The sequence below is a fragment of the Paenibacillus sp. FSL P2-0121 genome (assembly GCF_037975345.1).
Classification (GTDB): Bacteria; Bacillota; Bacilli; order Paenibacillales; family Paenibacillaceae; genus Paenibacillus_AQ; species Paenibacillus_AQ odorifer.
In genome coordinates, this window is record NZ_CP150245.1 from 6,291,053 (window position 1) to 6,304,010 (window position 12,958).

10 protein-coding genes, 14 tRNA genes and 3 rRNA genes are annotated in these 12,958 nt (G+C 46.9%); 2 read left to right on the top strand and 25 right to left on the bottom strand.

Features of this window, described 5'->3' with window-relative positions; translation table 11 throughout:
• Positions 1-7: 7 nt before the first annotated feature.
• The 8 genes from MKY54_RS27715 to MKY54_RS27750 all read right to left on the bottom strand — a co-directional run bounded on the left by MKY54_RS27715 (position 8) and on the right by MKY54_RS27750 (position 6,864).
• Positions 8-760 carry a LysM peptidoglycan-binding domain-containing protein gene (locus tag MKY54_RS27715; protein WP_076129763.1) on the bottom strand — a complete coding sequence of 251 codons (753 nt, stop codon included), beginning with the start codon at positions 758-760 and terminating at the stop codon, positions 8-10.
• A gap of 1 nt (position 761) precedes the next feature.
• Positions 762-2,705: a hypothetical protein gene (locus MKY54_RS27720; protein ID WP_280753584.1), complete on the bottom strand. Its 1,944-nt coding sequence runs from the start codon at positions 2,703-2,705 to the stop codon at positions 762-764.
• Between the two features lie 194 nt (positions 2,706-2,899).
• Positions 2,900-3,322: a phage portal protein gene (locus tag MKY54_RS27725; protein WP_076129761.1), complete on the bottom strand. Its 423-nt coding sequence runs from the start codon at positions 3,320-3,322 to the stop codon at positions 2,900-2,902.
• 126 nt (positions 3,323-3,448) lie between these two features.
• The gene (locus tag MKY54_RS27730; protein ID WP_036681245.1) at positions 3,449-3,919 is read right to left on the bottom strand and encodes a phage tail tube protein; all 471 of its coding nucleotides are present in this window, start codon (positions 3,917-3,919) and stop codon (positions 3,449-3,451) included.
• Between the two features lies 1 nt (position 3,920).
• A complete protein-coding gene (locus tag MKY54_RS27735) occupies positions 3,921-5,243 on the bottom strand; it encodes a phage tail sheath family protein (RefSeq protein ID WP_339188628.1) in 1,323 nt (440 codons plus the stop codon).
• Positions 5,243-5,422, bottom strand: a complete 180-nt coding sequence (locus MKY54_RS27740; protein ID WP_076220512.1) for a hypothetical protein — start codon at positions 5,420-5,422, stop codon at positions 5,243-5,245. The genes MKY54_RS27735 and MKY54_RS27740 overlap by 1 nt, the downstream gene beginning before the upstream one ends.
• A complete protein-coding gene (locus MKY54_RS27745) occupies positions 5,419-5,832 on the bottom strand; it encodes a DUF6838 family protein (protein WP_339188629.1) in 414 nt (137 codons plus the stop codon). The genes MKY54_RS27740 and MKY54_RS27745 overlap by 4 nt, the downstream gene beginning before the upstream one ends.
• Positions 5,833-6,363: 531 nt before the next feature.
• Positions 6,364-6,864: an ArpU family phage packaging/lysis transcriptional regulator gene (locus tag MKY54_RS27750; RefSeq protein ID WP_094902361.1), complete on the bottom strand. Its 501-nt coding sequence runs from the start codon at positions 6,862-6,864 to the stop codon at positions 6,364-6,366.
• 285 nt (positions 6,865-7,149) lie between these two features.
• Here MKY54_RS27750 and MKY54_RS27755 point away from each other — a divergent pair, with 285 nt between their 5' ends.
• Together MKY54_RS27755 and MKY54_RS27760 are read left to right on the top strand one after the other, a co-directional pair.
• Positions 7,150-7,581, top strand: coding sequence for a transcriptional regulator (locus tag MKY54_RS27755; protein ID WP_076129758.1), 432 nt, complete (start codon positions 7,150-7,152; stop codon positions 7,579-7,581).
• A 28-nt stretch (positions 7,582-7,609) separates the two neighbouring features.
• Positions 7,610-8,023 (top strand): ImmA/IrrE family metallo-endopeptidase, encoded by a 414-nt coding sequence (locus tag MKY54_RS27760; RefSeq protein ID WP_036681396.1) that lies wholly within the window; start codon positions 7,610-7,612, stop codon positions 8,021-8,023.
• A gap of 101 nt (positions 8,024-8,124) precedes the next feature.
• On the opposite strand, the gene MKY54_RS27765 is transcribed toward MKY54_RS27760, so the two are convergent.
• From MKY54_RS27765 to rrf (MKY54_RS27845), 17 genes are all read right to left on the bottom strand, one after another.
• Positions 8,125-8,198: transfer RNA gene (locus tag MKY54_RS27765), tRNA-Pro, on the bottom strand.
• A gap of 14 nt (positions 8,199-8,212) precedes the next feature.
• Positions 8,213-8,286 (bottom strand) — tRNA-Gly (locus MKY54_RS27770).
• Between the two features lie 11 nt (positions 8,287-8,297).
• Positions 8,298-8,371 (bottom strand) — tRNA-Pro (locus MKY54_RS27775).
• A gap of 31 nt (positions 8,372-8,402) precedes the next feature.
• Positions 8,403-8,479: transfer RNA gene (locus MKY54_RS27780), tRNA-Arg, on the bottom strand.
• A 7-nt stretch (positions 8,480-8,486) separates the two neighbouring features.
• Positions 8,487-8,561 (bottom strand) — tRNA-Gly (locus MKY54_RS27785).
• Between the two features lie 6 nt (positions 8,562-8,567).
• Positions 8,568-8,651 (bottom strand) — tRNA-Leu (locus MKY54_RS27790).
• 16 nt (positions 8,652-8,667) lie between these two features.
• Positions 8,668-8,740, bottom strand: a tRNA-Lys gene (locus MKY54_RS27795).
• Between the two features lie 5 nt (positions 8,741-8,745).
• A tRNA-Gln gene (locus MKY54_RS27800) sits at positions 8,746-8,820 on the bottom strand.
• A gap of 43 nt (positions 8,821-8,863) precedes the next feature.
• Positions 8,864-8,939: transfer RNA gene (locus tag MKY54_RS27805), tRNA-Val, on the bottom strand.
• A 40-nt stretch (positions 8,940-8,979) separates the two neighbouring features.
• Positions 8,980-9,054, bottom strand: a tRNA-Glu gene (locus MKY54_RS27810).
• An 11-nt stretch (positions 9,055-9,065) separates the two neighbouring features.
• A tRNA-Thr gene (locus MKY54_RS27815) sits at positions 9,066-9,141 on the bottom strand.
• Between the two features lies 1 nt (position 9,142).
• A tRNA-Asn gene (locus MKY54_RS27820) sits at positions 9,143-9,218 on the bottom strand.
• A 6-nt stretch (positions 9,219-9,224) separates the two neighbouring features.
• A 5S ribosomal RNA gene (rrf, locus tag MKY54_RS27825) occupies positions 9,225-9,341 on the bottom strand.
• A gap of 74 nt (positions 9,342-9,415) precedes the next feature.
• A 23S ribosomal RNA gene (locus tag MKY54_RS27830) occupies positions 9,416-12,342 on the bottom strand.
• A 169-nt stretch (positions 12,343-12,511) separates the two neighbouring features.
• A tRNA-Ala gene (locus tag MKY54_RS27835) sits at positions 12,512-12,587 on the bottom strand.
• Between the two features lie 24 nt (positions 12,588-12,611).
• Positions 12,612-12,688: transfer RNA gene (locus tag MKY54_RS27840), tRNA-Ile, on the bottom strand.
• A 46-nt stretch (positions 12,689-12,734) separates the two neighbouring features.
• A 5S ribosomal RNA gene (rrf, locus tag MKY54_RS27845) occupies positions 12,735-12,851 on the bottom strand.
• Between the last annotated feature and the right edge of the window lie 107 nt (positions 12,852-12,958).

Sequence of the window (12,958 nt, forward strand, 5' to 3'; positions counted from 1 at the left end):
CACCCTCCTACGGCAGCTTGATGACTTTACCGATGGGCAGCTTTTTCAGCTCACTATCCGGAATGCCATTAAGCTTCTGAATGACTTTGTACTTCGAGCCATCACCTAGTTTTTTTTGAGCGATGCTCCATAGACTGTCTCCAGCTTTTAAGGTATAGGTAGTAGGCTTTGCTTTTTCATTGGCCCGCTTCTGCTCCGCATTCACTTCACCTTTGACAACCTTCACAGCTACCGCCTGATAGAATACGTATTTTTTGAGAGATAACGAATATTCAATATCCCCTGACGTACCCGCACTAAGCTTCCAAGTGAAACCTTCAATGCTCATAGCCATATTCACAGCAAAATCAATTTCTAAAGATCTATCCTCACTAATTGAAGATTCCTCTAGCCATTTCTGCGGTTTGTTTAACTTCTTTTCATCCTTTTTCGTATCATCGGGATACCTCACACCGGAGAACACAAACCGAATGGGCCGACGACTCGTCATCCATTTCTTAATAAGCTCCACATATTCAAAAGGCCTTTTCAGTCCATCCTCTTGCACCAATACGAACGGATACCTTTGTGCCGGGAAAATACTTTCAATTGTGATCTCCGTAAGCTTCGGATAAGCAATCGTATTGATCTCACCCAGATCGATAATGGTATAGCTTTTTCCATCTCCACTCTCCTTGATTTCCAAGGTCTCTGGATTGACTGGCAGCCGGATTGCATCCTCCTGATTATTAAAGCCCAAAAAAATCCCGTACTCTTCCACGTTACGTATACACCCCCTGCGCCGTAGAGACAAACTCCTCGTTCAGCTTTTGCCCGATCTTGTTGATAATCGTATCAATGTCTCCGGCATTGTTAATATTCCCGGTCGTCACCTGCACCGTCGGCGTAAGCTCCACAAAATTCTGGATCGCCTGAATCTCGGCCAGCTCGCGCAGCATTTTCAGATCATCACTGGAGATGTCTACGGTGTCGTTGATGGAGCCGAGCTCGTTCACACGGTTGACGGTGTTCAGATTATTGCCCTGAGTAGCTAGTAGACCTGTTGAATCCAGTGCTTTTGTACTGCTGATCGGATTCAACATATCCTTCACTTTTTCAGTAGCATCGCGCCCTTTGTCCATCAACTTGTTCGTGGCATTCTTTCCTTTTTGACTGGCGCTATTAAAACTATCTTCAAGATTAACGTACTCGATCTTAGCAGTCTTTTGCTCTGGAAAATTATCAGCGGTAGGAGCAAACGCCTTAAAATTTTGCCGGTATTTATCGATCATATCGCTTGCTGCATGAGGAATTTCCGGCTCCTTCCTCTCAACTTTTAGTTCACTTATCCCCAATTCGTCGAAGAATGGAATATGACTTAAAGCCTCAATCATGGAATTGAATTTGTCTAGTACCCAATTGATTGCTTTTGCCATTACCTTCATGAATCCCCCGGCAAAGCCCTCTGCTCCAACTGTCATATTGTAAAGAACATTAAGGGCACCCATACCCAAATCATATAGCAGCTGCTTCATAAAATTGACCGCTTCATGAAATTTATTCACTATATAATCCCATGCAGAGATAGCTGCATTCTGTATAAAAATCCAAATGTTATCCATCACTGCGCTTAACCATCCAAATGCTCCCACTATAGCTCCAACGACATCCCCCGCAGAAATACCTAACATTTGAAAAATATAAATAAGAACAGCTATAACAGCGATAACCACTAAAATAGGCCAGTTTACTACCAACCATGCTGCTGCAAGCTGATAAGCGGCTGCTACAAGTAGAGCCACTTGTACGATCATAGCTACGAGATAGACAATGGCTATCGCTTCAAGAATCGGTTTAATCCAAGACCAGTTCTCCTGCAACACTCCAACCAACCATAATAAGCCATCCACTACCATGCCAATCACATTAGCAATGATCAGAAAGCCGTTAGCCATAGCATCTATAATCGGCATAAATTGGTTTGAAGTCAGCGCCTCGTTCAAAGTATCCATCACTGGCCTCAAGGCTCCCATTGCTTTCTCACCGATTTTCCCAAGTGCAGCATCTGTATTGTCATTCAGCTTATTCCAGTCAGCGATATCTCCTGGTTGTGCCGCAGCTTTTACAGCTTTCTCCCCAAAAGACTTCACGGCATTAAATGGCTTTACCACATCAACTGTCTTGAGAAACTTCATAATTCTCGAGTCAGGAGTTGGTGGGGATGGTGGAACCGGAGGTTCCTTTTTCAGATTAATTTTGGGCTTGGGGACCGGATCAGCCTTAACCTCCGGCTTTTTCTCCTCTTCTTTCTTTTTCTCCTTCGCTTTTAGCCCTTTCCACCACTCTACCTTTTTCGCCTCTTCTTCTTCAGCCTTACCTTTTTGCACACTTGGGGAGCTATTTAATGTTCGAAGCGCTAACTGTTGTGATTGCCCTGCTTGTTGGCTTTGCTCGATAACTATATCTCTAGAAACTATGACCTTAGGAGGAAGTCTCTTAAAGCCTTCAAGTAGCGTATCATTGATATCCTGCAAAGATTGGTTCACTAGATTCAGAGAACGGCTCATCTCATCGCTTGACCGCTTAACAACTACCTGCACTCCCTTGACCAATCGATTAACGATATCCAGATTGCTGTTCACACGAACACATTGTTTATTAACACTCTTCCAAATTGCCAGAGATTTCATCGGTAGCATTACGGCTTTAGATGCGTCTATCTTCATTCTCTCACCCCCTAACTATCTCTTCCTCGCCTTACTCCGTGCCTGATCGCGCTTCTCCTTCTCCACACGAACAGCAATCATCGCATATATTGCGGCGCGTTCGCGGGAAGACAGCTTCATCAGCTCATGGGGTAAAATGTGCAGCTCATGGAGGGCGTAATAAGCAAAATTGGCTTCACTATCGCCCTCGTTGATTAGTTTTTTACTTCATCCACCAGCTCGTTCATGTCCGTGCCAAAACCATTTAAGGCCTGCACCCGCTCACCCAACGCCGCGAATTCACCTGGTAGCAGCATTTTACGCAGCAGTGTCTCAGCGCCAAGTACGCCATAAGAACGCTGCAATTCAGCATTTTTCAGATCCGGATGCACTACACTTGAGGTCATCAGCTTCGCCATATAATCGTTAGGCTCAATTTCGGAGGTATACACTCCGTTTTTACCTTTGACTTTACGGGTTGCGGCCTTGCGGCATTCCTGATTCTCATCCTCAGTCATACTGCGCAGCTTCCAAGCTACCGCATTTCCTTCCTTATCCTTAAAACGCTGGGATACTACAAACTCCTCGGTCGTGTCACATGCTACATTTTGGGCAAAAAATAAACTTAATTCGCTCATTGTCTTCCTCCTAGAATTATTTATTTAGATACTTCTCCTGCTACTAGCTGCCAATAGACAGAGAAGAGACCCGCCGCTCATTCTACGTTCGGGTCTTGCTTGCTCCAATCTATCTAGTTGTCTTAATTAAAGCCCGGAACCTGCCGGAGCACCAAAAGCTTGCACAATCTGCACATCTTCAAAGGTAAAGCTAACTTCTTCTTCTAGAGCGTCTGACTCTGTATCGAGTGAGGCCATGATGACACTATCAAGGTTCACGCCTTTTAAAATAATACGTTGTGCTCCCACGCTGGACGATGGATCTTCGTTCGTAACCTCAATATCGAAGTACTGATCAACACCCGTATTCATATAATCGAGCATCATCTGGCGGAAACGACTAGTCATATAAAAAATCGTCATCGAACCGCTGCCCGACCATCCAGTCGCTTTATGCTGAACACCCCGGCGGCCCAGTGTTTTCACCTCTGCCTTTGTTTTTTCTACTGTAGCTTCAAGAGTTTTCACATAGAACATCTCTTCGGTTTGTGTACCAATCACAGCATAAGCACGGCCCTCCTGGCCGGAAATCGTATCACTAGCTTTTAAAAATGCCATCTTAAACCACCTTCACTTTCATATATACTTTTTCTACCGAATCTACCGGTTTCACAGCCACATCCAGCACGATACTATCACTATCTGCACCAGCCACAACTACAACATCTGTCTGCGCGTTAAAGCCCTCAATCGCACCCATATCCTGCAAATCATTCATATAAGTCGCACACTGTGACCAGAAAAGAGCACGGCCATCTTCATTATTCGCGACCTTACCGATATAGTAGTTCTCAAAAATACGCTTCATATCATTTGCAATTCCATCCAGCACGCGCAGTACACGATTTTTGGAGAATGCTTTGCCTTTGTCCGGTGAAAACGCGGTAAATGTATTGATATCCTGTTCCACCACAGCCCGTCCGCCACTGTAAGTAAAGATAAGCTCTCCTTTTAGCAACGCAGCTGTAGTCTCAGAATGGCTAAGTCTTACATCAGCATCCACCGAATCATCATAACCCTGATAAGTCAGCGATTCATTAACAGCAGCTGCTGCTGTAGCACCAGCTACCCAAGCAACGGCATTGACGTTATCAATCGTAGTTCCGTCGCTCAGTACTACCCCATTATTCACGCTAATCACACCTTCATGACCTGCAGCCACATAATCGGATAGTACAGCCTGTACCTTTTTCCCTTCTGTATCCCGAAGCCGTCTCACAAAAGAACTGTAGAGTGCCTTCAGAGCACTATCCTGCGATACTAGACCCACTGTTTGGAATTCCTGCACCTCAAGAGCAGACAGGAAGTCACTATGTGCTCCATTCGTCACGGTTCCGTTAGCCCCCCCTGTAAGCGGCATGCCTGCAATTAGCTTCAAGCCTTCTGCACCATTTTTCTGGAATTGAACATAATCGTTCGCGACCAACTCTTCAGCCGTTCCGACCGTTTGCTTGTTCAGTTCGGTTCCATTAAGCAACGTCTTTACATCAAAAAGAGCAGCATTCTCTATATTTTTCTCAATTACAATCGAAAGATCATTTCCGCGTACACCGCCATATTTAGCTGTTACCTGAAGGCCGTTATTCGTGACTGCCGCTTTAACACCTTCATTCAATCGATAGAGCAGCAAGGTTCCCGCCCGTTTCAGCGCTTCACGCACTGGCAGTAGAGTTGGATGTTCCAAATCCACTCCTAGCAGCTTATTCACATCATCCTGCGGGGTAATCCTCATGATTACTCCCGGCTCTCCCCAAGATAGGGCAAGCGCCAATGCCGTAATCCCGCGTTCTCCCATTTTGCCGATGGCACCTTGATTTGATGCTACATTTACGTACACCCCGGGGCGCACCTTATTTTGCGTTGTCCATGTTCCGCCTGCCATTAGTTCATTACCTCCTTATTTTTGAACAATCCCATAGATTGCTTTGCTTCTTCGAGCGTATAGTTCTTGCCATCCTGCAAAATAACGTTCAATATATCCTTTTCCCTCGGCGTAAAAAGTGGGGAATTCACAATCTGTTCCTTACTGAACCCATTCCCGTTACTTCCTTTAGTACTCATTTCAATCGTTCTCCTCCAATCATTTGTCCCATCTTAATGCTGTCAGGCTTGTCGTTTTGCAAATACAACATATAGTCAACTGTAAACAGCGGCCCATGCCCTTCAGTTCCAGCTTCCCAAGCTTGCCTAACTACACGAAAAGCTCCACCATCCTGCTCCATTCCTGCCATCGCCTCACTTAGCTTATCTGCCATTCTCTCAGCTGCCAGCAAATTGCCTTGCTCAAAATGGATGCCAAAACGGTAGACCGCTAAATACCGGCCCTCCCGCTGCCGATCCAGTGTTGCTGAGATCAATCCGGGATGAAAATAAGCGGTTTGAGGTTTTTCTCCTTCTACATATACAGGCACATCAGGAAAATACCGTTCAAGTGTACTTGTAATATGTTCTCGCAATTGTTGTACCGACATCACTCCATTCCTTTCTGATCTGCGACCGTTCGTCGATCCTTGATGGTGTTAACCTTCAACTGCATGAACATTAAGCAGACACCCCCTCAACTAGATTTAAGAAAAAAGGATACTATCCGAGGTTGGATAATATCCCTTCTTCATTAGGCAAATGCGAGAAGAATCTTTCACTGCTAGGTTGTTCTCATCACCCTTAGGGCGGAACTATTAGCAGAGCATTCATGCTCTTGCGGTGTTCTTTTGCTTCATTTGCCATGTTATAATCATACCCCCATATTATCCTTGCGGAGAGGGTAAACGGACGAGGTTTTGGCTAGCTTTGGGATGGTATAGAGCGGTTTGTTGGAGGTACACAATTGAAGACAAGCTAAAGAGCCTTCGACCCTCCTTTTATGGACGGCAAGCATTTGTGCGAGGATTATAAGGATAAAGTACACCCTGAAACTTATACTTTCTTATAATTCAAAAAAAGACCGCATCATCCGCTCGGACGATACAGTCTTCTTTACTAATCAAACTATTCTACTTCTATTAAGTAATACTCATTTTCTCTTTCTTTACCCTAGGCGCTGTTGTTACTAAAGTTTGCAGAGACAGTAAGCCGAGATCCGTTAACGCTAATGCCATCTTGTAAAAAGCCTTCGAGCGTATCTTCACGTAAGTGTCCTTACTTACCGGTGGATCAAACACATGATTGTAAATCGTATAATCGTACATCTCGTCTCTTCTCATATACCTTTCCCGTACCAGCTGCTGTTCTCTCGTATCGAGTCTCTCTACCACAGAGTCTATTGCGGAACAATAAGCTCTCCTTGCGGCGGGGATGTCCACATTATAAGAAGCTATCGCAGCAGTCTGATCAGTTACAGTGTTAGTAGGACCATGAAATCTTTCTGTGTATGAATAAGTTGTGCTTGCTTCCTTAGCTTCAAATGTAACGGTCTTAAAAATACGGTATTTCTCCAACATGCTCTCTATAGCGACCTGGGTTCGGCGACGGTCCAACTCTGGTAAAGTTGATATGTTCATCATTTATGCACTCCTTTTGGGTTTAACTGAATGAGATTTAATTTGCGGAATTTTCCAGCCCAATGTGATAAAATAAATCTTGTTCGTATTCTGTTCGTATTTTTCTATAATATACCACTTCTTTACCAATCTCGTAAAACCCCGTTTTAGGCTGTTTTTATCGAAAAAGAGCGTATATCCCTCCATTATCTTGCCTTTTGGCAATTATATACGCTTTGTCGTTTACCTATTGGCAAAAATGGCTTATATTATTATCATAAGGTTACAGCCAATAAGGAGTGAGTTGAGATGAAACAGGAATTCGGGGATTATATGAAGCATCTTCGGGAAACAAAGGGACTCACCATTAATCAATTAGCAGTAGCTGCCGGAATCAGCGGTTCGCAAATTTCCCGGATTGAGAATGGATTAAGAGGGGTTCCTAAACCAACCACGTTACGCAAAATTGCTGAGGCCACTGGCGTCCCCTACGAGGAGCTAATGGATCAAGCAGGGTATTTGCAGGACCAGACTCTTTCAAGCGATGAGGCTGTCCCAGATTGGGCCACAAGCAAAGATAAAAGAGACTTTCGAAAAATGCTAGAGGATGATGGAGAGCTGATGTTTGACGGAATTCCATTAGACAAAGAAGATAAACAGAGGATAAAAGATGTACTAACCGGATTGTTCTGGGAAGCCAAACAGATGAATAAGAGAAAAAAATCCAAAGACACTAAATAACTATACTAACATGCTGCAGGTGAAGAACATGGATGAACTGATCAATAGTCTGATTAAAAAATATAAAACCAACTGCCCGTTCGAGCTTGCCGCAGCACTAGGCATTCAAATTCGTTTCATGAATCTGGGGACTGGCACAAAGGGATTATATTATCGAAAACTAAGAAGAAGGTTTATCGTCATTCATAATGAGTTGCCTGTAGAATGGCAGCGCTTCGTTTGTGCGCATGAATTAGGACATGATCGGCTTCACAAGGGGATCAATCGCTTTTTTCTGGAGGAAAGCTCCTATTTCTCTCCTGGGAAGCTTGAACGTCAAGCTAATGTCTTTGCTGTAAAATTATTATCTTCAGGCAGAAGCCCCGAACAAGAGGAATCATGGAGAAACTATTATCTACGGATTGGAATTCCACCGGAAGTCCGATTTTTTTTGGAGGAATAATAGAACATATGTTCTTTGGCTGTATTTATATGTATATTAAATACATAACAAAAAAAGCCCTTACCGAAGTAAGAGCTTTTGAGCAGCGATTAAGCTGAGTATCGGGATGACACGATTTGAACATGCGACCCCCTGGTCCCAAACCAGGTGCTCTACCAAGCTGAGCTACATCCCGTTACTATAAAATTATGGAGCGGGTGATGGGAATCGAACCCACGCTATCAGCTTGGAAGGCTGAAGTTCTACCATTGAACTACACCCGCAAAGGTGAAAATCGGGATGACACGATTTGAACATGCGACCCCCTGGTCCCAAACCAGGTGCTCTACCAAGCTGAGCTACATCCCGTTATAAATACTATAATTGCTTAATAATAAAATGGCGCGCCCTGAGAGATTCGAACTCCCGGCCTTTTGATTCGTAGTCAAACGCTCTATCCAGCTGAGCTAAGGGCGCAAAATTATGGAGCGGACGACGGGAATCGAACCCGCGACCCTCGCCTTGGCAAGGCGATGCTCTACCGCTGAGCCACGTCCGCAATAAGTGGTGCGCGTGAAGGGACTTGAACCCCCACGTCGTGAAACGCCAGATCCTAAGTCTGGTGCGTCTGCCATTCCGCCACACGCGCATGATAATAATAAAAGTGAGCCATGAAGGACTCGAACCTTCGACACCCTGATTAAAAGTCAGGTGCTCTACCAACTGAGCTAATGGCTCGCACTTGGCTGGGGATATAGGATTCGAACCTATGAGTGACGGAGTCAAAGTCCGTTGCCTTACCGCTTGGCTAATCCCCATTGATGGTACCTCTATGTTGCCCATAATCTCTTAGGAAGATTATGGTGGAGGCTGAGGGGATCGAACCCCCGACCCTCTGCTTGTAAGGCAGATGCTCTCCCAGCTGAGCTAAGCCTCCATATCTATGGGACCCTCTAAGGGTAAGTACAAGTAAAAGTTGGTGACCCGTATGGGATTCGAACCCATGTTACCTCCGTGAAAGGGAGGTGTCTTAACCCCTTGACCAACGGGCCTTGCAAATCTGTGGAGCTCTCAACCGGATTCGAACCGGTGACCTCTTCCTTACCATGGAAGCACTCTACCTGCTGAGCTATGAGAGCATGGCTCCCCGAACAGGACTCGAACCTGTGACAACTCGATTAACAGTCGAGTGCTCTACCAACTGAGCTATCAGGGAATATCCGCTTGGCAACGTCCTACTCTCCCAGGACCCTTCGGTCCAAGTACCATCGGCGCTGGAGGGCTTAACGGTCGTGTTCGGGATGGGTACGTGTGGAACCCCTCCGCTATCGCCACCAAACGGGCATTTACAGCGTAAATGCTCAGGCTTGATCGCCTGAAAACTGAATCCGAAACGAATCTGCATTCTAAGTATAGGATAAGCCCTCGACCGATTAGTATTGGTCAGCTCCATGCATTGCTGCACTTCCACCTCCAACCTATCTACCTCGTCGTCTTCAAGGGGTCTTACTAATTGGGAAATCTCATCTTGAGGGGGGCTTCACGCTTAGATGCTTTCAGCGCTTATCCCGTCCGTACGTAGCTACCCAGCCATGCTCCTGGCGGAACAACTGGTGCACCAGCGGTACGTCCATCCCGGTCCTCTCGTACTAAGGACAGCTCCTCTCAAATTTCCTGCGCCCACGACAGATAGGGACCGAACTGTCTCACGACGTTCTGAACCCAGCTCGCGTACCGCTTTAATGGGCGAACAGCCCAACCCTTGGGACCTACTTCAGCCCCAGGATGCGATGAGCCGACATCGAGGTGCCAAACCTCCCCGTCGATGTGGACTCTTGGGGGAGATAAGCCTGTTATCCCCAGGGTAGCTTTTATCCGTTGAGCGATGGCCCTTCCATGCGGTACCACCGGATCACTAAGTCCGACTTTCGTCCCTGCTCGACTTGTAGGTCTCGCAGTCAAGCTCCCTTATGCCTTTGCACTCTGCGAATGATTTCCAACCATTCTGAGGGAACCTTGGAACGCCTCCGTTACTCTTTAGGAGGCGACCGCCCCAGTCAAACTGCCCGCCTGACACGGTCCCCGTACCCGATAAGGGTACTAGGTTAGAACCTAGATACGATCAGGGTGGTATCCCAACGGCGCCTCCACCGAAGCTTGCGCTCCGATTTCTACGGCTCCCACCTATCCTGTACAGATCGTACCCAAATTCAATATCAAGCTGCAGTAAAGCTCCATGGGGTCTTTCCGTCTTGTCGCGGGTAACCTGCATCTTCACAGGTATTAAAATTTCACCGGATCTCTCGTTGAGACAGCGCCCAAGTCGTTACGCCATTCGTGCGGGTCAGAATTTACCTGACAAGGAATTTCGCTACCTTAGGACCGTTATAGTTACGGCCGCCGTTTACTGGGGCTTCGGTTCATAGCTTCGGGTTACCCCTAACCACTCCCCTTAACCTTCCAGCACCGGGCAGGCGTCAGCCCGTATACTTCGCCTTGCGGCTTCGCACAGACCTGTGTTTTTGCTAAACAGTCGCTTGGGCCTTTTCACTGCGGCCCCCTCGTGCTATTCACACTACCGGGGCACCCCTTCTCCCGAAGTTACGGGGTCATTTTGCCGAGTTCCTTAACGAGAGTTCTTCCGCGCGCCTTAGAATTCTCTTCTCGCCTACCTGTGTCGGTTTGCGGTACGGGCACCTTCTCCTGGCTAGAGGCTTTTCTTGGCAGTGTGAGATCATGACCTTCGCTACTACAATTTTCGCTCCCCATCACAGCCCAGCCTTAATGATGTGCGGATTTGCCTACACATCAGCCTCACTGCTTAGACGGACATCCATCAGTCCGCGTCACTACCCTCCTGCGTCACCCCATCGCTCATAGCGGATTACGGTGGTACAGTAATTTCAAACTGTTGTCCTTCGACTACGCCTTTCGGCCTCGCCTTAGGTCCCGACTTACCCTGAGCGGACGAGCCTTCCTCAGGAAACCTTGGGCTTTCGGCGGATCAGATTCTCACTGATCTTTTCGTTACTCATACCGGCATTCTCACTTGTGTAGTGTCCAGCGCTCTTTTCAGTACACCTTCAACCCCTACACAACGCTCCCCTACCCCAGATACATACGTATCTAGCCATAGCTTCGGTGGTGTGTTTAGCCCCGTTACATTTTCGGCGCAGAGTCACTCGACCAGTGAGCTATTACGCACTCTTTCAATGGTGGCTGCTTCTAAGCCAACATCCTGGTTGTCTGTGCAACTCCACATCCTTTCCCACTTAACACACACTTGGGGACCTTAGCTGATGGTCTGGGCTGTTTCCCTTTTGACAATGGATCTTAGCACTCACTGTCTGACTCCCGGCAATAAGTATATGGCATTCGGAGTTTGACTGAGCTTGGTAATCCTTGCGGACCCCGCACCCAATCAGTGCTCTACCTCCACTACTCTTATACCGAGGCTAGCCCTAAAGCTATTTCGGGGAGAACCAGCTATCTCCGAGTTCGATTGGAATTTCTCCGCTACCCCCACCTCATCCCCGCACTTTTCAACGTACGTGGGTTCGGGCCTCCAGTGCGTGTTACCGCACCTTCACCCTGGACAGGGGTAGATCACACGGTTTCGGGTCTACGTCCACATACTAAGTCGCCCTATTCAGACTCGCTTTCGCTGCGGCTCCACCTTCTCGGCTTAACCTTGCATGTTAAACGTAACTCGCCGGTTCATTCTACAAAAGGCACGCCATCACCCATTAATAGGGCTCTGACTTTTTGTAAGCACACGGTTTCAGGTTCTATTTCACTCCCCTTCCGGGGTGCTTTTCACCTTTCCCTCACGGTACTGTTTCACTATCGGTCGCCAGGTAGTATTTAGCCTTAGCAGATGGTCCTGCTGGATTCATACGGGGTTTCACGTGCCCCGCACTACTCGGGATCCGTCTCGGAGAGAATACAGTTTAGGTTACAGGGCTTTTACCTCTATCGCGGGCCTTTCCAGACCTCTTCACCTACCATATTCCTTTGTAACTCCATGTGAGACGTCCCACAACCCCTAAGAGCAAGCTCTTAGGTTTAGGCTGTTCCGCGTTCGCTCGCCGCTACTGACGGAATCACTATTGTTTTCTCTTCCTCAGGGTACTTAGATGTTTCAGTTCCCCTGGTCTGCCTCTACACACCCTATGTATTCAGGTATGAGTAACTGCGAATTACCACAGCTGGGTTTCCCCATTCGGACACCCCCGGATCAAAGCTTGCTTACAGCTCCCCGAGGCAGTTTCGTTGTTCGCCACGTCCTTCGTCGGCTCCTGGCGCCTAGGCATCCTCCGTGTGCTCTTATTAGCTTAACCTTGATTTTTCCGCAGGAAAATATCATACGATGACATTCTCTTTGGAATCATCTCACTAATAACATTTACTTGTTTGCACAAGTTGCTAAAAGATGTTCTAAAACGCAAATTCGTTTCGGTATCCAGTTTTCAAGGATCAAGTTGAAAAAGTTATTCATTTAAAAATTTATGGTGGAGCCAAGCGGGATCGAACCGCTGACCTCCTGCTTGCAAGGCAGGCGCTCTCCCAGCTGAGCTATGGCCCCATAAAATTACTCTATAATGTTATATGGTGGGCCTTGGTGGACTCGAACCACCGACCTCACCCTTATCAGAGGTGCGCTCTAACCAACTGAGCTAAAAGCCCATATAACATATATAACATTGTGAATCAACCAATCAATTGGTTGTCCGCTTGGCAACGTCCTACTCTCCCAGGACCCTTCGGTCCAAGTACCATCGGCGCTGGAGGGCTTAACGGTCGTGTTCGGGATGGGTACGTGTGGAACCCCTCCGCTATCGCCACCAAACGCATACGAAAGAGACTTGCTCTTTCAAAACTGAACACGAGTGAGTGTTCGAACCCGAAGGTTCTATTGTGGAAGCTAAGCTTCCGATTTGAATGTTCTCATTGCAG

Coding starts and splice junctions, on each gene's coding strand:
- MKY54_RS27730 (WP_036681245.1), bottom strand. CDS start 3,919: ATGGCATTTTTAAAAGCTAGTGATACGATTTCCGGCCAGGAGGGCCGT.
- MKY54_RS27755 (WP_076129758.1), top strand. CDS start 7,150: ATGAAACAGGAATTCGGGGATTATATGAAGCATCTTCGGGAAACAAAG.
- MKY54_RS27735 (WP_339188628.1), bottom strand. CDS start 5,243: ATGGCAGGCGGAACATGGACAACGCAAAATAAGGTGCGCCCCGGGGTG.
- MKY54_RS27720 (WP_280753584.1), bottom strand. CDS start 2,705: ATGAAGATAGACGCATCTAAAGCCGTAATGCTACCGATGAAATCTCTG.
- MKY54_RS27760 (WP_036681396.1), top strand. CDS start 7,610: ATGGATGAACTGATCAATAGTCTGATTAAAAAATATAAAACCAACTGC.
- MKY54_RS27740 (WP_076220512.1), bottom strand. CDS start 5,422: ATGAGTACTAAAGGAAGTAACGGGAATGGGTTCAGTAAGGAACAGATT.
- MKY54_RS27725 (WP_076129761.1), bottom strand. CDS start 3,322: ATGAGCGAATTAAGTTTATTTTTTGCCCAAAATGTAGCATGTGACACG.
- MKY54_RS27745 (WP_339188629.1), bottom strand. CDS start 5,832: ATGTCGGTACAACAATTGCGAGAACATATTACAAGTACACTTGAACGG.
- MKY54_RS27750 (WP_094902361.1), bottom strand. CDS start 6,864: ATGATGAACATATCAACTTTACCAGAGTTGGACCGTCGCCGAACCCAG.